Raw genomic sequence first — 17,118 nt, 5'->3', positions numbered from 1 at the left:
CAGAATTCGACCGCCTCAGCGAACGTATCGCGTGGATCGACTTGTCGTTTGTGGAGCGAGATCGAACTCCACGCTGGACGATTGAAGTAGAGATCCGCTGTCACTTGGCTGGTATGTCACTACGTGAGGTAAGTAAACTTCTGGAAAGCTTTGGGATCGATCGGAGTCATGTCGCTATTCACAACTGGGTTCATAAAGCCGATCTACAGCCGATCTCGACCGTTTCAGAGGATCAACTCGCGGTTGACAAAAAGATGATCCGCCTCCAGGGCCAGCAGTTCTGGCTGTACGGCGCGGTTGATCCACAGACGAACGAGATCCTCCATGTGAGTCTCTATCCGACTACAAATAAACAGACCACGCGATGGTTTCTGACCGAGTTACACCGGCGCTATCAACTCAATAACGTAGAATTTCTCGTTGATGACGCAGATTATCTTGGATCGGTTCTCGCTGAAGACGGCTACCGATTTCAAGCTATTCAACATGGAAATCGGAATGCTATCGAACGTGTCTTTTGGGAAATAGAACGACGAACATCATCGTTTGCGAATAGTTTTAGCCATGTCGCGCTCGAGACAGCTCAAAATTGGCTCGAAGCCCTCGCCGTCTACCACAATTCACGCCAAACTTAACGCGACCGCGTCCGGCGCCGCCCCGCGTCTAGCGCGTCACCGGCGCGTCGACGGATCCGACGGACTCCACGACCGCGCGCACGTGATCGCCGGGGTCGATCGGCGCGGCGCCGGGCGTCCCGGTGCTGAAGAGGTCTCCGGGCTCGAGCGTCATCACGCCCGAGTGGAACGAGACGATCTCGGCGGGGGGAAACAGCATGTTCCGGATCTCGTTTTCCGCCTCGACCTCGCCGTTCACCTCGGTCCGCACGGACAGCGACGACAGCTCGAGCGGCTCCTCGGGCACGACGATGGCCGGGCCGGGGACGAGGAACGTGTCGAAGCTCTTCGCGCGGGTGAGGAACCGCGGGTTCCGCTGGAGCACGTCCTCGGCGGTCATGTCGATCACCGGGAGGTAGCCGGCGACGACGTCGTCGACGTCGGCCGCCGCGACGTCCCGGCACGTCCGGCCCATCACGACGCCGAGTTCCGCCTCCGCGGTCACCCGGTCGCTCCGGTCCGTCGGCGGCAGCCGGATCGGACCGCCGGGTCCGGTGAGGGCCGTCGGCGGCTTCATGAAGCTCGCCGGCTCCTCCGGGCGGTTCTCGTCGAGGTCGCCCGCGTGCTCCTCGTAGTTGAGGCCGATCCCCCAGAGCTTGCCGAACCGCTCGAGCGGGGCGGCGAACGTCAGGTCCGCCGCCGGGACCCGGTCGGCGGTCGCGTCGTCGACGGCGGCGAGCGTCCCGTCGGCCGCCCGCGGCAGCGCCTCCCGGACGCTCCCGAGGTCGGACTCCGCCGACGCGAGCGGGACGAACCCCTCGTCGTCGCCGAGCAGCGCCTCACCAGTCGCCGTGCGTGCGAGGTACTTCACGCTCACTCCTCCCGGTCCGTCCAGAAGTCGAAGGAGCGGCCCGGCGCGAAGACGTCGAGGCCGACCGCACGCTCCTCGCCCGTGTTCTCGACCCTGTGCGCCTCGTTCGACTCGAGCAACACCGAGTCGTTCTTCCGGAGGGTGACCGAGTCGTCCTCGGTCGCGACGGTGAGCTCGCCCTCGAGGCAGAGACACACCTGCTCGTTCTCGTGGTCGTGCATCGGCGAGCTGTGTCCCGGCGGCTTCTCGAACCACTCGAAGGAGAACTGCTCGCTTCCCGCCATCGCGACGCGACGCCAGCCCTCGTCGGGCTCGTACGTCTCGGCCTCGTCGAAGGTGACCGGCTTCATCGCGACTCCCCCGTCGGTACATCCGCGGTATCGCGCGGCTTTCGAACCATGCTAGGCCCGAACACGACGTGAGCCATAACGTTTACCGTCCCGGCGGACTGGCCGCGCTCGGCGGCTACGACCCCAGGAGCCGCGCCGTCCCGTCCTCGAATCCGACCTCGACGTCGCGGTCCCGCACCGTCGCCGCCTCGGGGAGGTCGTCGATCACCGCCTCGGAGACGTGGAGCTCGCCGAGGTCCTCGGTGTTCCGGATCCAGACGATCCGCACCGTCTCGGGGTCGTAGCCGCCGAGGGCGGCCAGCGCGGTGCGGAGCGCGAACTCGTCGTCCGGCGCGACCACCGGGAGCTTCGACTTCGCGAGCGACCCGCTCGTGAGCGCGTTCGCGTACGTCTTCGTCACGTCCAGCTGCTCGATCGCGGCCCGGCGGGTGAGGTCCGCGAGGCCGATCCCGTTGCCGTTCCCCTTCGTCGCCTCGGTGAGCCCGCGCACGTAGATAAGGTCGATGGCGGGCGTCTCCGGGTCGGGCGCGTTGAGCACGCGGTAGCGGCCGATCACGTTCGTGTCCATCCCCGCCCCCGAGATCTCCTTGCCGATCTCGTCGACGACGAGCAGGTCGATCTCCTCGACGGGCAGCGTCGGCATCTCCTCGTAGGCGCGTTCCAACAGCGCCGGCTCCCGGTCGAGGAACGACCCCGCCGGGACGGCCTCGACGTGGCCGAGCTCCTCCTCGAAGTTCTCGACGAGGGCGAGCCCCCCGATCAGCGGCACCGCCTCCTCGATGACGTCGAGCGCGGCCGTCAGCGTCTCGACGTACCCCTCGGCGATGGCCGTTGAGTGGAACGACTTCGCGCCGCGCTGTTTGCCGAGGCCGACGACGGTCATCTTCGCGAGCCCGCTCTCTATCGGCCCGCTGAAGTTGGTGTGCGCCTTCACGCGGTTCACCACGACGACCCCGTCGGCCGAGCGCGCCGCCGTCGAGAAGTACACCGGCACGTCCGTGTCGCCGACGGTGACGGTCGCCAGCGCCTCCGCCTCCATCCGGGCGTCGATGGGGGCTCCCACGCGCTCCTCGTCGATCCCGAGCGCCCCGAGCACCTCCCGTTGGCCCTCCGGGGTCGCCCCGCCGTGGCTCCCCATCGCGGGCACGACGACCGGCTCGTACCCCCTCGTCTCCGCCCAGTCGACGGCCGCGGCGGCGATCTCGTCGATCCGGTCGATGCCCCGGCTGCCGACGCCGATCGCGACGGTGTCGCCCGGTTCGAGACCGTCGTCGTCGAGCCGATCGAGCTCCGAGACGGCCGTGCCGACCGGGTCCGCGAGCGTCTCGCTCGGCGGGTCGTATCGGATCCGTGCGAACTCCGGAAGCGGCTGGACGTCGATGAGGTGGTCGACGTCGTCGCGGTCGGGAAACTTCATGGATGGGCGCTCGTGACGGAGGGCCAAATACTGATCGAGGCTCCCGCTCGGACCCGGTGGATCCGGTCGACGCGTCCCCCGTCCCCGATCGGAACGCCGGCGTACCGGGGCGAAACGGACCGACCGCCGCGCCGGCCGCCGCACGCGCACCGGGTTTTATTCTCGACCGACCGAACTGGGGGATATGGCCGACCTTCACCCGATCGCGAAGCGGATCCACAACGTCCAGCCCGACCCGATCCGTCTCGAGCTCGACTCCGGCGAGACGGGCGTCTACGAGTTCTCCTCGACGGAGTTCTTCCAGCGGGAGTTCCGCGGCGAGGGGGTCCGAACCGACGCCGACGTCGACGCCGCCTTCCGGCTCGTCACCTCCGAGGACAACGACCGGGTGCTGCTCGGCCGCTCCGGTCCGGACGAGGACGGCTGGTCGATGCTCGGCGCCGTCGTCGCCGCGGAGCGCGTGGAGGCCTGAGACCGGCACGAAGGGGAACGAGAGGGGAGAACGGAGGTGCCGTCGCGTCCCGCACGGTCGAAACCGTACGGTCGTCGACCGCGCGGCGATCATCGCGCGACGATCACCGCGCGGTCGTCATCGAACGACCGTCACCGGAACCTCCGCGCGCCGAACGACGCCCTCGGCGACGCTCCCGAGCACGACCCGCGAGAGTCCGGTACGCCCGCGGCTCGCGAGCACGACGTGGTCGAAGGGTTCGCCGCCCTCGTCGCCGTCGGCCTCGCCGCCCTCGACGTCCGCCTCACCGCCGGCGACGTCGAGGATCGTCGTGGTCGGCCGGCCGACCTCCAGTCGCGTCGTCACGTCGCGGTCGACGGCGTCGGTCGCGTCCGCGAGGATCCGCTCGCCCCGGTTTCTCGCGCTGTCGTACCACTGGTCGACCGCGCCGGGGAACCCGCCGTCGACGCCCGTCGTCGAGTCGGCCGGGTTGATCACGTGAAGCGCCGTCAGATCGGCGTCCGGCCACTCCTCGGCCGCGAACCGGAGCGCTTCGGTCGCCTCCTCCGAACCGTCGATCGCCACCAGGATCCGTTTCGTCATGTCCGCCGGTTCTCGCGGTCACCTCAAAAGCGCGTCGGCGGTTCTTCGGCGGCGGAAACGCGTCTCACGAGGGTCGGCTCCGCTCGCCGCCCGCACTCCGCGCCCCGCCGCTCACTCCCCGTGGCGGGTCACGCACGTCGACAGCCCGATCAGCTCGACGGGCTCGGAGTTGTCCGGCGAGTACACCACCATCTGCCCCTTCTCCATGTACGGCACCTTCCCGGCGAGGTTCGAGGGGATGTTCACGCTCTGGATCGCGTCCTCGTCGCCGAGGTTCAACACGACCTTCGTGTTCACCTGTTTGAACACCGACTCGGCCACGTCCTGTGGGTCCTGCGTGATCAAGAAGAGCCCGAGCCGCTCCTTGCGGCCCTGTTTGGCCGCCTCGGTGAACGTGTCGACCACCTTGCGCGCCTGGACGTTGTCGGCGTCCGCGAGGAAGTTGTGCGCCTCGTCCATCCCGATCAGGAGCGGCGTCTCCTTCACCCGGTCGCTCCGCGGGTCGTTCGAGAGCTTGTCGCCGACGAGCATCGCCGACACCGCGAGCACGACGATCTCCTTCTGTCTCGAGGTCGGCAGGTGGTAGGTCGGCACGACGCTGAGCCCGCCCGGCCGGACGAGGGTGTGATCGAGGTCGGTGATCGGTCGCGCGTCACCGTCGAAGACGCCGCCGGGGACGCCCCGGACCCGGCGCATGACCGCCTCGAACGTCTTCTCGTGGATCCGCCCGGACTCGTCGAGCTCCGCTTTGAGCGCCGGGTCGTCGAGATACGAGAGGAACTCCCGGTAGGTCCCCGAGTCGCCGTAGTCGGAGAAGAACCGGTTGAGGAGGGTGTACAACCCGGAGTACTGGTTCTCGTTGAGCCCGGAGCCGGCGACGAGCCACGGCATGTCGTACTCGTTCACCATCGAGAACGGGATCGTGAACTCGACCCGCTCCGCGCGGTGGCCCTCGCCGGGATAGGTCGCGTTCGGGACCGTCGGCACCAGCGCGACCGTGTCGTCGTGGCCGCCGTGGGCGATCCCCTCGCGCTCGAACCGCCGGGCGGTCTCGGGGTCCATCGCGGGGTTGTCGTCGTGCATCTGGGCGTACTCGTCCTGCGGGTCGAACTGGACCACCGCCATCCGCGCCTCCCGGCCGTCGTCCATCGGGTACGTCCGGTCGGGGTCGAGGTACTGCCGGAGCACGTTCTTCGAGGCGTGAGTCTTCCCCGATCCCGTCCCGCCGGCGACGAGCGTGTGTCTGAACGCGAGGGGGTCGCCGTCGGCGTAGTCGTCCGTGATCCGGTAGTCGACCGTCGGGGGTTCGGCGGCGGTCCGCACCTTCTCGCCGCCGACCGAGAGGTGCCCGAGGAAGACGCCCTCCTCCGGGATCTTCAGCCCGGTCTTGATCTCCGCGTCGTCCGCGGCCTCCTCGACGACCGCGCCCGGCTTCGGAACCCGGTCCGTCATCCGCCGACTCATCCCGTCGGCGTCGTCGTAGACGACCGACATGGGCTCGAGTTCGGCCATGAACTTGTAGTCGCGCTCGGCGAAGTCGTCGCGACGCATCTGCCGGCGGGCGTGGATCTCGGTGGCGTCGTCCGACTGGAACTCCTGGGCGTACTCCAACGCCGTGATCCGCGAGAAGAGCCGCTCGCCGTCGGGATACGGGACGAGGAGATACTTCCCCAGCCGCACCGAGTCGCGGTTGCCGGTCGTGACGAACGCCTTGAGCGCCGTGTCGTCCTCCTCCTCGGAGACGCGGAGCCCCTGCGAGACCGAGACGACCCCGAGGCCGGCGTCGCTGCCGGCGGGGTCGACGTCGTAGGCGGCGAAGTCGTCACTCTCGGCGTCCTCGGCGTCTCCGGCGTCGGGGGCGACCGCGGCGGCGGTGTCCCCGGCGTCGGGGGCGTCTTCGACGTCCGAGGTTCCGGTCGCCGATCCGCCGTCGGCCTCCGTCGCGTCGGCGTCGCCGCCGCCCTCGTCGGTGTACTCGGTGAAGTCCTCGAGAGTCATGTCCGAGTCACCGTCGCCCACGCCGAAAGCGTTTCCCCCGCGGGCCGGTGCCCGATCGGCTGGAGCCGGGAGGTCACGGACGGCTTTTATCGATGGGGACCCTATTGGGGACATGATATTCGTCCGCGGCAGCGGCGGCGGGACCGACCTCACGGGGACGGTGTTCGAGCGGGGCGAGGAGCCGCCGACGTACAAGGGCGCGCCGGACGAGGACGCCGCGTACGTCTGGGTGTGCGACTCGTTTTACCAGGTCGAGAGCGGCGGGTCGGCCCTGCTCGTCGACGGCTCGGAGATCCGCGTCGCGTTCGAGGAGCCGATGCCGCGCGGCTTCGACACCCGCGACGGGGCGGTGACCGCGGCCCGCGAACACGTCCGGACCCAGTTCGCCCGGATCGGCGTCGACCCCGACGACGTCGAGATCGTCGTGACGAAGGCGGACCCGGCCTGACCGTCGGGATCCGCGTCAACTCCGCCCGGAACGGCCCTCTCGACGCCTCACGTCGACCCGTTCGTCTCCCGAAACTCCTCGACCTCCGCGCGGGTCGGAAGCGCGGTCATCGCCCCCTTCGCGGTCGTCGACCGCGCCGCCACCGCGTTCGCGAACGCCAGGGCCTCCGAGAGCGACTCGCCGGCCGACAGCGCCGCGACCGCGCCCGCGGTGAACGCGTCGCCCGCGCCGGTGGTGTCGACGGGGTCGACCGGGTACCCCTCGTGTTCGACCACGAGCGGCTGGTCGGTCGGGTTCCACGGCGCGTCGGGGGTCGCCCGCGCGAGCGCCCCGTCGGGGCCGCGCGTGAGGAGCGCGGTGTGAGGTCCCAGATCACAGACGGCGCGGGCGAGCTCCGCGGCGTCGCCGTCGTCCGCGNNGCGACGAGGTCCTCGACGGTCGCCTTCGCCACGTCCGAGAGACCGAGCGCGCGGCGGCAGGCGTCGGCGAAGTCCGTGCCCTCGAACAGCTCCGGGCGCGCGTTCGGGTCGAAGGAGACGAGCGTGTCGTCGACCTCGTTCGCGCGTGAGAGCAGGTCGAACGTCGCCGTGCGGCTCGGGTCGTCCGCGAGGACGANNCCTCGGGTACGCCCTCCTCGGCGAGCGTCCGGGCGAGGTAGTCGCCGAACGGGTCGTCGCCGAGGCGGGTCCAGAACAGCGGGGGCTCTCCCAGGCGCGAGAGCCCGACCGCGACGTTGGCGGGCGCGCCGCCGGCCCGACGGTGAAACGTCTCGACGGCGTCGAGCGCGCCGTGACCCTCCGGAACGAAGTCGACCAGCGTCTCGCCGGCGACGAGGAGTCGAGTCATGTCTCCCCGTCCGGCCGGCCGGGCAAAGTCGGTTCGGGTTCGGACGGTCGGTGCCGGGGGCTCGCCGGTACCGGATCGGAAACGGGCGAACGGCCGCAGGAAGCGTGGGGGAACCGGAGCGTTACGCCTCGAGGACGTCGTCGTACTCGCCGGCGTCGACGCGGTCGTCGAACGTCCGGGCGTCCTCGCCCTCGATGGTGACGCCGAGGGAGGCGCAGGTGCCGCCGACCTCCTTGGCGGCGTTCTTCGTGTCGTACGCCAGCAGGTCGGTCGACTTCTGTTCGGCGACCTTCTTTACCTGCTCGACGGACATGTCGGCGACGAAGTCCTCCTGGGGCTCGCCGGAGCCCGTCTCGAAGCCGGCCTCGTCCTTGATCAGCTCCGCCGTCGGCGGGACGCCGACGTCGATCGTGAAGGTGCCGTCGTCCTCGTACTCGACGGTGACGGGAACCTCCATCCCGTCGAACGCGGCGGTCTCCTCGTTGATCCGGCTCACGACGTCCTGCACGTCCACCGGCGTCGGGCCGAGCTCCGGGCCGAGCGGCGGACCGGGGTTGGCCTGCCCGCCGGGGACGAGCGCTTCGATGGTTCCAGCCATGTCCGTACGAACCCGCCGATGACTTTTAACGGTTGTTCTTTGAGCCAGCGGGCGCGAGCGGTTCGCATACGGCGGTCCGACGGCGACGCGGACGACGCGCTGACCGCGACGCGGACCACTCGCTGACGGCGACGCGAACGACGCGCCGGTCGGGCGGTGGGTCACGCTCCCGCGGCTCCGCGCCGCGCGGGTCAGGCGTCGGTCGGCGCGACCTCCCCGCCGCTCGGCTCGTCCTCCTCCGCGGTCGACTCCCCGGCGTCGCGCCCCGGAACGAACGTCCCCGTCTCGCGCCGGACGCCGACGAGCAGCGCGATCCCGGCGACGAGCGGTACCATCGCACACGCCGCGTAGACCGGCGCGAAGCCCACGCTCTCGACGAGCGGGAGCGACACCATCGGTCCCAGCCCGCCCCCGACGTCGCCGAAGACGTTGTTGGTGCCGGAGGCACGCCCCATGCGCTCGTCCGGAGTCAGATCGGCTAAAAGCGCCATCATGGGGCCGCTCGTCCCGCCCTGTCCGGCGCCGATGGCGACGCAGGCGAGCCCGAGGTCGAGCGACGAGTCGGCCCGCGCCAGAAGCAGGAAGCCGGCGAACGAGACGACGAGGAACCCGAGGAGGATCGGCGTCCGTGACTCGCGGGTGTCGGAGAACCGCCCGCCGGCGAACATGAACACCGCCGCCGAGACCACGGTGCCGGCCATGAACAGCCCGGAGGTGCCCTGCGGGGCGAGCCCGAGGAGCGAGACGTCCGTCTCGGCGAGGAACAACACGAGGGTGGCGAACAGCGCGCCGATGTACGCGAACATCAGCCCGAAGTTCACGAGGCCGACCGTCACCGCGGGCGTCGAGGTGTCGATGTCCCACGGCCTGACCGACTGCTTCTCGCCGTCCGTCGTCACGTGCGTCTCGGGGACGAGCCGGTAGGCGACGACGCTCGCGAGCAGCGCGAACGCGGCGGCGACGACGAACGCCGCGACGTTGCCCGCGAGCGAGGAGACGATCCCCCCGAGGACGAGCCCCGCGGGAAAGCCCATCGTGATGCCGCCGCGAACGACGCCCATGTTCGTCCCCCGCGAGCCGCTGTCGGAGACGTCCGCGGCGATGGTGTAGGCGGTCGCGAACACCGCGGCCGACCCGACGCCCCAGAGGACGCGCGCCAGCAGGAACCACGCCTCGGGCGCGACCGCGACCGAGAGGGCCGCGAACCACTCGCTCGGGCCGACGACGAGCGGGCCGATCGATCCCGTCGGCAGCCCCGTCGCGAGCGGTCGAAGCGACTCCGCCGACGGCAGCGCGATGGCGACGACGTAGCCGAGGGTGGCGACCCCCTCGATGAACAGTCCGGCGACGAAGGGTTTTCGGGTTCCGTAGCGGTCGACGAGCGCGCCGGCGGGCGCGTTGGCGACGAGACGAACCCAGCGGTTCGCGGAGAGGATCACGCCGACCATGAACGCGGAGATGCCGAGGACCGCGCCGAGGTTCGGGAGGATGGGGAAGACGACGCCGCCGCCGAACCCGACGAAGAACGTGCTGGCGATCACCGCGAGCAGCACCGGCGGGAGCCGTGGGAGGCCGATCGAGGGGATCCGGCTCATCGGTCACGGACCCGCGGAACGTGGCGGGCGCGACGAACGCGCCCGCGTCATTCGCGTCCCTCGCTTTCCGGGTCGGGCCCGTCGGCGGGGTTCTCGCCGGTCCGGGCCGTGAGTCGCTCGAGCGTGTCGTCGAGCGAGGGGAGCGTCACCCCCTCGGCGAGCAGCGGCTCGACGATCCGGCGAAGCGTCGCCTCCGCGACCGTCCGCGTGTACGCGAAGTCGACCTCCGTCCCGTCGAGTCCCGCGCCCGTCGTCCCCTCGGCCGCCGCGCCGCCGAGGCCGGTTCCGAGCGTGATCTGTCTGGTCCGTGCGCCGTCGAGCGTCGCCACGAGGAGCGCGGCCGTCTCGTCGACGTCGACCTCGCGGAAGACGCCGGCGTCGATCCCGTCGGAGAGGACGTCCGCGGCCGTCTCACGCAGGAGCCGGTCGCTCCGGAGCAGCTGTTCGCGGATCCGGTCGTTGAACGGCCCCTGCGAGCGCATCTCGAGGAGCCCGATGTGGAACGACTCGCGATCGGTCTCGGCGGGCTCGAAGACGAACCAGCCGACGAACGCGACGAGCCGCTCCACCGGGGGCGCGTCCGCGCCGCGGGACATGCGGCGCTCGAAGTCGGAGATGACCCGCGAGAGGAACGCCACGAGGAGGTCCTCCTTCGTGTCGTAGTGGTAGTGGAGAAGCGACTTGCTCTTCGAGCACTCGTCGGCGATGTCCTGCATCGTGAGCGCCGCGTAGCCGTGTTTACACAGCGCCCGATAGACGCCGTTCATGATCTCGTCGGCCGCGCCCGGCTGCTCGCTCATTGACTGACCGGTCAGTCAGCGAGGCTCAAAGCCCTGTCGGTGATCGGCGGATATCGCCGGAAACCGCCGCGGACGGACGGGTTCGACGGGTCGCCGCGACCGGCGAACCCCGGCACGGTCCGGCCGCTAGCGGACGTGGAACGGTCGAAAAGCCGATACAACAGAACGTCCTGGCGCCTTACAGACGGGTGACGTTCGTCGCGCGCGGACCCTTGTCCGCCTCCTCGATGTCGAACTCGACTTCCTGACCCTCCTCCAGGTCCGGGCCGCCGACGTCCTCCATGTGGAAGAACACGTCCTCGTCCGCGTCGTCAGTCTCGATGAATCCGTAGCCGCCAGTGTCGTTGAAGAAATCAACTTCGCCTTTCGCCATTGCGTCCGTACTGGCGAGAGGGGCACATAAAAGGCTTCCGCGAGCGATCCGTGCGCGTCAACGGCTGTCACACGGTCCCGTCGCGGCCGGCCGGCGCGTGGGACGCGAACCCCGATCCCGCGAGGGTCGGCGGCAGCGATCGGCCGTGGTAGTAACTACTATACGACCGCGGTACCGAGGTCCCACGTATGAGTCAGTCGTACAATCGAGGCCTCATCGAGGACTTCAGCCGGTGGCGGGAGTTCGAGGCCGGCATGTGGGCGTGGATATTTCATAAGTTTACGGGATGGGTGCTCATCGGGTATCTCTTCACCCACATCGCCGTCCTGAGCACGGCGATCCCCGCGTCGGGTGCGGAGACGGCCGTGCTCCAGGCGGGCAACGACGTGTACACCCAGACGATCGTCTCGCTCGAGGGCCTGCTTCTGGTTCGAGTCCTCGAGGTCGGGCTGCTCTCCGTCGCCGTGTTCCACATGCTCAACGGGGCGCGCCTGCTGTTGGTCGACCTCGGGGTCGGACTGGAGTCACAGGACAAGAGCTTCTACGCGTCGCTGATCCTGACGGGGGCCATCACGGTCGCGTCGGTGCCGACGTTCATCGCGGGGGCGTTCTGAGATGGCACAGCGCTACTCCTCGTTCGACAAGGGCGGACGGATGTGGCTGCTCCAGCGGATCACGGCCGCGTTCCTGCTCGTCGTGTTGGCGTTCCACTTCTTCCTGTTACACTTCGTCCACCACGCGGACGAGGTGTCCTTCCTGATGAGCGCCGGCCGGATGGAGACCATGAGCTACTACTCGCTCATGGTGTTGTTCCTCCTGACGGCGACGTTCCACGGCGTCAACGGCGTCTACAACGCGCTCGTCAACCAGGGCCTCACGGGAACGAAACGCACCGTCATCAAGTGGACGCTCGTCGCCGCGAGCGTCGTCCTGATCGTCCAGGGGATCCGGACCGCGAACGCGTGGGCGGGGATCCCGCTCTACTGATCGAACCATGAGCACGCAGATACCCAAACAGACCGAGAAAACGGAGGAGACGGCTGCCGAAACCGAGTCGGAGGTCCCCTCGAAGGGGGACGAGCGCCGCGCGGAGAAGCGTCGACGGGCCGACGAGCGGCGCCGCCAGCGCGAGGCCGAGGAGGCCGAGAAGGCGGCGGCCGACGAGAACACCGTCGAGTTGCGCGTGTTCCGGTACGACCCCGACGTCGAGGGGAAACAGGAGCCGCGCTTCGACACCTTCCACGTCCCGTTCACGAAGGGGATGACCGTCCTCGACGCGCTGATGTACGCGCGCGACACGTACGACTCCTCGCTCACGTTCCGTCACTCCTGCCGGCAGGCGGTGTGCGGGTCGGACGCGATGTTCGTCAACGGCGGCCAGAAGCTCGCGTGTAAGACGCAGATCGACGAGCTCGAGGAGCCGATCCGCGTGGAACCCCTGCCGCACGCCGAGGTGACGAAGGACCTCGTCGTCGACATGGAGCACTTCTACGACCAGATGGAGGCGGTCGAGCCGTACTTCCAGACGAACGAGTATCCCGACGGCGAGCTGGAGGAGCAGCGCCAGAGCAGGGAGAACCGCGAGAAGATCAAGATGTCCACCCGGTGTATCTGGTGTAGCGCGTGTATGTCCTCGTGTAACATCGCCGCCGGCGACAACGAGTACCTCGGCCCCGCCGCGATCAACAAGGCGTACCGGTTCGCGATGGACGAGCGGGAGGGCGAGGACGTCAAACAGAAGCGCCTGGAGATCATCGAGCAGGAGCACGGCGTCTGGCGGTGTCAGACCCAGTTCTCCTGTACGGAGGTGTGTCCGAAGGACATCCCGCTCACCGAGCACATCCAGGAGCTGAAACGCGAGGCCGTCAAGAACAACCTCAAGTTCTGGTGACGGTCGGAGACAGTATCAAGACGGACCAACACTAACGAACTACCATATCACACACCATGTACGAACACGACGTCGTCGTCGTCGGCGCGGGCGGGGCGGGCCTCCGCGCGGCGATAGCGGCACAGGAGGAGGGAGCCGACGTGGCGATCGTCTCGAAGCTACACCCGGTGCGGTCACACACCGGCGCGGCGGAGGGCGGAATCAACGCGGCGCTCCGGGACGCGGACTCCTGGGAGGACCACGCGTACGACACGATGAAGGGATCCGACTACCTCGGGGACGCCCCGGCGGTCGAGGCGCTCTGTAAGGAGAGCCCCGAGGAAGTGATCCAGCTCGAACACTGGGGGATGCCGTTCTCGCGCGAGGACGACGGACGCGTCTCCCAGCGCCCGTTCGGCGGGCTCTCGTTCCCGCGCACGACGTACGCGGGCGCTGAGACGGGCCACCAGATGCTCCACACGATGTACGAGCAGGTGGTCAAACGCGGGATCACGGTGTACGACGAGTGGCACGTGATGGATCTGGTCGTCACCGACGAGGACGACCCCGCCGACCGGACCTGTCACGGCGTCGTCGCCTACGACATCCAGCGCGGCGAGGTCGACGGGTTCCGCGCGAACGGCGGCGTCATCCTGGCCACCGGCGGGATGGGGCAGGTGTTCGACCACACCACGAACGCGGTCGCGAACACGGGCGACGGGGTCGCGATGGCCTACCGCGCCGGCGTCCCGATGGAGGACATGGAGTTCATCCAGTTCCACCCGACGACGCTCCCCTCGACGGGCGTGTTGATCTCGGAGGGGGTTCGCGGCGAGGGCGGCATCCTCTACAACAGCGAGGGCGAGCGGTTCATGTTCGAGCACGGCTACGCCAACAACGACGGCGAGCTCGCCTCCCGCGACGTGGTCTCGCGGGCGGAGCTGACCGAGGTCAACGAGGGCCGCGGCATCGAGGACGAGTACGTCCACCTCGACATGCGACACCTGGGCGAGGAGCGCATCCTCGACCGGCTCGAGAACATCCTCCACCTCGCGGAGGACTTCGAGGGTGCCGACGGGCTCACGGAGCCGATGCCGGTCAAGCCCGGCCAGCACTACGCGATGGGCGGCATCGAGACGAACGAGCACGGCGAGACCGTCATCGAGGGACTGTACGCCGCCGGCGAGTGCGCCTGCGCGTCGGTCCACGGCGCGAACCGCCTCGGCGGGAACGCCCTGCCGGAGCTCATCGTCTTCGGCAAGCGCGCCGGCCACCACGCGGCCGGCAGGGAGATGGGCGAGGCGGAGATCCCGACCGGCCGGACCGGCGACTGGGAGCCCGCGGAGTACGAGTTCGAGGTCGACGTGGGCGCGGTCGGCGGCCGCGGCCCGGCGGCGGCCGACGGCGGCGCCGTGACGGCGGACGCCGAGGGGCTGCTCGAGGCGGCGATCGAGCGTGCCCGCGAGCGCGTCGAGGACCTGCTCGCGCGCAAGGGTCGCAACCACGCGGAGATCCGCTCGAAGGTCCAGGAGACGATGACGGCCAACGTCAACGTCTTCCGCGAGGAGGAGGGCCTCAAACGGTCGCTCGAGGACCTCCGTGAGGCGCGCGAGGCGTACACGGAGGTCGCGGTGTCTGACCCGTCCCGGACGTTCAACACGGACCTCATCCACACGATGGAGACGCGGAACATCCTCGACATCGCGGAGGCGCTCGCGATGGGCGCGCTCGCGCGCCGGGAGTTCCGCGGCGCACACTGGCGCAAGGAGCGCCAGGAGCGCGACGACGAGAACTGGCTGAAACACACGCTCGTCTCCTGGAACGACGGCGAGCCCGAGCTCTGGTACAAGCCGGCCATCCTCGAGGGCGAGGCCAAGACGTACGAGCCGAAGGTTCGCTCGTACTGAGCCGGCGGCGGAGCTCCCGCCGCGTCGCGGGTCGTTCACGGTTTTCCATGCGTCGACGGTCGAAAGCGTCGGCCGGGTCCAGCCGATCCGGCCGCGCCCGGAGGACACCGACGTCGACGCGATCCGACGCGAACCGGCTCGGTGGGGCCCGTACCGTCGATCCGCGTTGGTTCGACGATCGTTGAAATAGGGGTTTATTATCGTCGAATGCGTGGTGTCGATCAGGATGATGGAAGCCGAGACGGCGTACGCGGCGGCACCCGCGCTCCCGCCGGAGCTACAGTCGCCGCGCGCGAAGCTGGTGTACCTCTATCTGACGACCAACGAGCACGCGACGGTCGGGGAGATGGGCGACTCGCTCGGGATGAAGAAGATGTCGCTGTACAGCATCCTGAAGACCCTGCGGAAACAGGACCTGGTTCTCCGCGACGGCGACGCCTACGCGCCGACCTGACGCCGCCGCGCCGTTCCCCCGGCGGCCGCGTCCCCTCCCCCTCGATCCCCCGAGACTTTAGGTCGCCGGGCGCCCAGTACGGCCGTGGACGCAACCCAGGAGGAGTTCGCGAACCCGTTCGGGATGGACCCCGACTGCGAGAACTGTCCCGAGCTGTGTGACCGCCGCGATCGGGTGGTTCACGGCTACGGCGACGTGGGCGCCGAGTTCCTCGTCGTCGGCGAGCGCCCCACGGCGGCCGCCGAGCGGAACGGGATCCCCTTCACCGGCGAGGGCGGCGGCGAGCTCGTCCAGTCGGTCTTCGCCGACCTCGGCTTCGTCAGGTCGTCGCCGGACGCGGCCGAACCGGACGTTCAGAACGTCTTCTTCACGAACCTGACACGCTGTCGGCATCCCGATCGGGAGCCGAGCGACGAGGAGGTGACGACCTGCGAGCCGTTCCTCAACGCGGAGATACGGATGATCAACCCCCAGATAATCGTCCCCGTCGGCGGGCGAGCGCTCCGCGAGCTCGCGGTGGCGTACACGACGCGGCGGCCCGACTCCTTCGACGTCGAGGCCGAACACGCGACGACGATCCGGGGCCGCGGCTTCGAGATCGTCCCGATGCGCGAGCCGGACGCGATGTCGGACGGGGAGGCGGACGCGTTCGTGGACCACATGCGCGAGAACGTGTTGAGCCGGGACTACCGGCAGACGAAGGGTCGGCGGAGCCGCTGAGCCGCTACTCGCTCCCGGAGTCGAACGCGTCGTCGGCGATCTCCCCGATCGAGTCGCCGTTATCGCCGAACGCACAGTCGATGAGGATGTGGCCGCCGAGCGTCGCCGGCGAGATCACCTGGTCCGCGCCGGCCCGGCGGAGCTTGTCGATGTTCTCGCGTTGGGTCACGGCGGCGACGATCCGGACGTCGGGGTTGAGCTGGCGGGCGGTGAGGATCGCGAGGGCGTCGCGGGCGTCGTCGTCGGTCGCGACCACGACGGCGCGGGCGTCCTCGATGTGGGCGCGATGGAGCGGCTCCACGTCGCTCGGGTCGGCGGTGAGCACGGGCACCGACCGCTCGTCGAGCCGCCGTGCGGCGGTCTCGTCGGTCGTCACGACGGCGTGTTCGACGCCGTCCCGTTTCGCGAGTTCTTCGAGGATCGGTTCCGTCAGGTCCCCGGTTCCCAACACGAGGACGTGGCCGTCGAGGAGGTCGAACTGTTTCTCTGTCATCTTTCCGAGCGCTTTGGAGAGCTGCGCCTCGATGGCGGGCGTGAGGAGGACCCCGAGCGCGACCGCGAAGGCGGCGACGTTCATCACGAGCGAGGAGAGCACGAACAGCTTGGCGATCTGTGTGCCCGGCGTCACGTCGCCGTAGCCGACCGTCGAGGCCGTGACGACGGTGAAGTAGAACGCGTCGACGAGCGTGTCGACGCTGCCGAACTCGTCGCGGAGCGCGTACGATCCCAGGGTGCCGTACGAGATCGCGGCCGCGAGCGCCGCCGCGGCGGCGAGCTGCGTCGGGGACGGACTGAACTGTCGGTCGAACCGCCCCCGGTTGATCACGAGCGCGGGGGCGGAGACGAGCGAGAGCACGACCAGCGGCAGGGAGAAGACGGACACCTGGAGGAGTCCCTGTATCGCGGTCAGGGGGAGCAGGACCGCCGCGGAGCGCCAGCCGACGCGGTAGCCGCGCCTGAGCGCGAACCCGCTCCCGAGCATCGTGAAGCCGGTGATCGTCCCGGTGAACCCGACGGTTCGGCGAACGATCTCGGGAATGTACGGCGAGAGCGGCCCCTGAACGCTGAACCCGCTGATGTGGAGCAGCCCGACGACGATGGAGAGCAGCGCCACGGCGAACGTCAGCGCCACCGAGGCTCGCACCGAGACCCACTCGCGAGTCCGCTCCATGTCCGGCCGGTGGCCGACACGGGACTTAAACC

19 protein-coding genes and 1 pseudogene are annotated in these 17,118 nt (G+C 69.2%); 9 read left to right on the top strand and 11 right to left on the bottom strand.

What is annotated here, in order from left to right; translation table 11 throughout:
- Window positions 1-635: IS6 family transposase (locus DJ70_RS12320; protein ID WP_245810834.1), on the top strand; the 635-nt coding region annotated here is incomplete at its 5' end.
- 28 nt (window positions 636-663) lie between these two features.
- Here the strand turns inward: DJ70_RS12320 and DJ70_RS12315 are convergent.
- The 3 genes from DJ70_RS12315 to DJ70_RS12305 all read right to left on the bottom strand — a co-directional run bounded on the left by DJ70_RS12315 (window position 664) and on the right by DJ70_RS12305 (window position 3,252).
- On the bottom strand, window positions 664-1,485 hold the full coding sequence (locus DJ70_RS12315) for a fumarylacetoacetate hydrolase family protein (protein ID WP_094533436.1): 822 nt from the start codon (window positions 1,483-1,485) through the stop codon (window positions 664-666).
- Window positions 1,486-1,487: 2 nt separating this feature from the next.
- Window positions 1,488-1,835 (bottom strand): cupin domain-containing protein, encoded by a 348-nt coding sequence (locus DJ70_RS12310; RefSeq protein ID WP_094533435.1) that lies wholly within the window; start codon window positions 1,833-1,835, stop codon window positions 1,488-1,490.
- Window positions 1,836-1,950: 115 nt separating this feature from the next.
- Window positions 1,951-3,252 carry a DUF362 domain-containing protein gene (locus tag DJ70_RS12305; RefSeq protein WP_094533433.1) on the bottom strand — a complete coding sequence of 434 codons (1,302 nt, stop codon included), beginning with the start codon at window positions 3,250-3,252 and terminating at the stop codon, window positions 1,951-1,953.
- A gap of 184 nt (window positions 3,253-3,436) precedes the next feature.
- On the opposite strand from DJ70_RS12305, the gene DJ70_RS12300 reads away from it, so the two are divergent.
- On the top strand, window positions 3,437-3,724 hold the full coding sequence (locus DJ70_RS12300) for a transcriptional regulator (protein WP_094533431.1): 288 nt from the start codon (window positions 3,437-3,439) through the stop codon (window positions 3,722-3,724).
- Window positions 3,725-3,841: 117 nt separating this feature from the next.
- Here the strand turns inward: DJ70_RS12300 and DJ70_RS12295 are convergent, their stop codons facing one another.
- The gene (locus DJ70_RS12295; protein ID WP_094533429.1) at window positions 3,842-4,306 is read right to left on the bottom strand and encodes a universal stress protein; all 465 of its coding nucleotides are present in this window, start codon (window positions 4,304-4,306) and stop codon (window positions 3,842-3,844) included.
- Window positions 4,307-4,417: 111 nt separating this feature from the next.
- A complete protein-coding gene (locus DJ70_RS12290) occupies window positions 4,418-6,304 on the bottom strand; it encodes an ATP-binding protein (protein ID WP_094533427.1) in 1,887 nt (628 codons plus the stop codon).
- A gap of 112 nt (window positions 6,305-6,416) precedes the next feature.
- On the opposite strand from DJ70_RS12290, the gene DJ70_RS12285 reads away from it, so the two are divergent.
- Window positions 6,417-6,752: a DUF7113 family protein gene (locus DJ70_RS12285; RefSeq protein WP_094533425.1), complete on the top strand. Its 336-nt coding sequence runs from the start codon at window positions 6,417-6,419 to the stop codon at window positions 6,750-6,752.
- 47 nt (window positions 6,753-6,799) lie between these two features.
- Here DJ70_RS12285 and DJ70_RS17820 read toward each other — a convergent pair.
- The 5 genes and pseudogenes from DJ70_RS17820 to DJ70_RS12260 form a co-directional block, all read right to left on the bottom strand.
- A pseudogene (locus DJ70_RS17820) lies at window positions 6,800-7,598 on the bottom strand (carbohydrate kinase family protein).
- 121 nt (window positions 7,599-7,719) lie between these two features.
- Window positions 7,720-8,196: a 50S ribosomal protein L11 gene (locus DJ70_RS12275; RefSeq protein ID WP_094533423.1), complete on the bottom strand. Its 477-nt coding sequence runs from the start codon at window positions 8,194-8,196 to the stop codon at window positions 7,720-7,722.
- A 191-nt stretch (window positions 8,197-8,387) separates the two neighbouring features.
- The gene (locus DJ70_RS12270; protein WP_094533421.1) at window positions 8,388-9,791 is read right to left on the bottom strand and encodes an MFS transporter; all 1,404 of its coding nucleotides are present in this window, start codon (window positions 9,789-9,791) and stop codon (window positions 8,388-8,390) included.
- 47 nt (window positions 9,792-9,838) lie between these two features.
- Window positions 9,839-10,591 carry a TetR/AcrR family transcriptional regulator gene (locus DJ70_RS12265; protein WP_094533419.1) on the bottom strand — a complete coding sequence of 251 codons (753 nt, stop codon included), beginning with the start codon at window positions 10,589-10,591 and terminating at the stop codon, window positions 9,839-9,841.
- A gap of 178 nt (window positions 10,592-10,769) precedes the next feature.
- Window positions 10,770-10,964, bottom strand: coding sequence for a cold-shock protein (locus DJ70_RS12260; protein ID WP_004046659.1), 195 nt, complete (start codon window positions 10,962-10,964; stop codon window positions 10,770-10,772).
- 188 nt (window positions 10,965-11,152) lie between these two features.
- Between DJ70_RS12260 and sdhC the strand changes: the two genes are divergently transcribed.
- The 6 genes from sdhC to DJ70_RS12230 all read left to right on the top strand — a co-directional run bounded on the left by sdhC (window position 11,153) and on the right by DJ70_RS12230 (window position 15,915).
- The gene (sdhC, locus tag DJ70_RS12255; protein WP_094533417.1) at window positions 11,153-11,578 is read left to right on the top strand and encodes a succinate dehydrogenase, cytochrome b556 subunit; all 426 of its coding nucleotides are present in this window, start codon (window positions 11,153-11,155) and stop codon (window positions 11,576-11,578) included.
- 1 nt (window position 11,579) lies between these two features.
- Entirely contained in the window at window positions 11,580-11,951 is a 372-nt protein-coding gene (locus DJ70_RS12250; protein WP_094533415.1) for a succinate dehydrogenase, read from the top strand.
- 7 nt (window positions 11,952-11,958) lie between these two features.
- Window positions 11,959-12,855 carry a succinate dehydrogenase/fumarate reductase iron-sulfur subunit gene (locus DJ70_RS12245; protein WP_094533413.1) on the top strand — a complete coding sequence of 299 codons (897 nt, stop codon included), beginning with the start codon at window positions 11,959-11,961 and terminating at the stop codon, window positions 12,853-12,855.
- A gap of 56 nt (window positions 12,856-12,911) precedes the next feature.
- Complete coding sequence (locus tag DJ70_RS12240; protein WP_094533411.1) at window positions 12,912-14,741, top strand: FAD-binding protein; 1,830 nt, start codon at window positions 12,912-12,914, stop codon at window positions 14,739-14,741.
- A gap of 226 nt (window positions 14,742-14,967) precedes the next feature.
- Entirely contained in the window at window positions 14,968-15,195 is a 228-nt protein-coding gene (locus DJ70_RS12235) for a MarR family transcriptional regulator (RefSeq protein WP_094533409.1), read from the top strand.
- An 84-nt stretch (window positions 15,196-15,279) separates the two neighbouring features.
- Window positions 15,280-15,915, top strand: a complete 636-nt coding sequence (locus DJ70_RS12230; RefSeq protein ID WP_094533407.1) for a uracil-DNA glycosylase — start codon at window positions 15,280-15,282, stop codon at window positions 15,913-15,915.
- 4 nt (window positions 15,916-15,919) lie between these two features.
- Here the strand turns inward: DJ70_RS12230 and DJ70_RS12225 are convergent, their stop codons facing one another.
- Window positions 15,920-17,086 (bottom strand): NAD-binding protein, encoded by a 1,167-nt coding sequence (locus tag DJ70_RS12225; protein ID WP_094533405.1) that lies wholly within the window; start codon window positions 17,084-17,086, stop codon window positions 15,920-15,922.
- Window positions 17,087-17,118: the final 32 nt, after the last annotated feature.

It is taken from the genome of Halorubrum halodurans (assembly GCF_002252985.1).
Lineage (GTDB): Archaea > Halobacteriota > Halobacteria > Halobacteriales > Haloferacaceae > Halorubrum > Halorubrum halodurans.
The sequence above is the reverse complement of the archived record's forward strand: the minus strand, read 5'-3'. Positions and strand labels throughout refer to the sequence as shown.

Coding starts and splice junctions, on each gene's coding strand:
- DJ70_RS12275 (WP_094533423.1), bottom strand. CDS start 8,196: ATGGCTGGAACCATCGAAGCGCTCGTCCCCGGCGGGCAGGCCAACCCC.
- DJ70_RS12270 (WP_094533421.1), bottom strand. CDS start 9,791: ATGAGCCGGATCCCCTCGATCGGCCTCCCACGGCTCCCGCCGGTGCTG.
- DJ70_RS12245 (WP_094533413.1), top strand. CDS start 11,959: ATGAGCACGCAGATACCCAAACAGACCGAGAAAACGGAGGAGACGGCT.
- sdhC (WP_094533417.1), top strand. CDS start 11,153: ATGAGTCAGTCGTACAATCGAGGCCTCATCGAGGACTTCAGCCGGTGG.
- DJ70_RS12295 (WP_094533429.1), bottom strand. CDS start 4,306: ATGACGAAACGGATCCTGGTGGCGATCGACGGTTCGGAGGAGGCGACC.
- DJ70_RS12285 (WP_094533425.1), top strand. CDS start 6,417: ATGATATTCGTCCGCGGCAGCGGCGGCGGGACCGACCTCACGGGGACG.
- DJ70_RS12225 (WP_094533405.1), bottom strand. CDS start 17,086: ATGGAGCGGACTCGCGAGTGGGTCTCGGTGCGAGCCTCGGTGGCGCTG.
- DJ70_RS12305 (WP_094533433.1), bottom strand. CDS start 3,252: ATGAAGTTTCCCGACCGCGACGACGTCGACCACCTCATCGACGTCCAG.
- DJ70_RS12300 (WP_094533431.1), top strand. CDS start 3,437: ATGGCCGACCTTCACCCGATCGCGAAGCGGATCCACAACGTCCAGCCC.
- DJ70_RS12260 (WP_004046659.1), bottom strand. CDS start 10,964: ATGGCGAAAGGCGAAGTTGATTTCTTCAACGACACTGGCGGCTACGGA.
- DJ70_RS12290 (WP_094533427.1), bottom strand. CDS start 6,304: ATGACTCTCGAGGACTTCACCGAGTACACCGACGAGGGCGGCGGCGAC.
- DJ70_RS12250 (WP_094533415.1), top strand. CDS start 11,580: ATGGCACAGCGCTACTCCTCGTTCGACAAGGGCGGACGGATGTGGCTG.
- DJ70_RS12235 (WP_094533409.1), top strand. CDS start 14,968: ATGATGGAAGCCGAGACGGCGTACGCGGCGGCACCCGCGCTCCCGCCG.
- DJ70_RS12265 (WP_094533419.1), bottom strand. CDS start 10,591: ATGAGCGAGCAGCCGGGCGCGGCCGACGAGATCATGAACGGCGTCTAT.
- DJ70_RS12240 (WP_094533411.1), top strand. CDS start 12,912: ATGTACGAACACGACGTCGTCGTCGTCGGCGCGGGCGGGGCGGGCCTC.
- DJ70_RS12310 (WP_094533435.1), bottom strand. CDS start 1,835: ATGAAGCCGGTCACCTTCGACGAGGCCGAGACGTACGAGCCCGACGAG.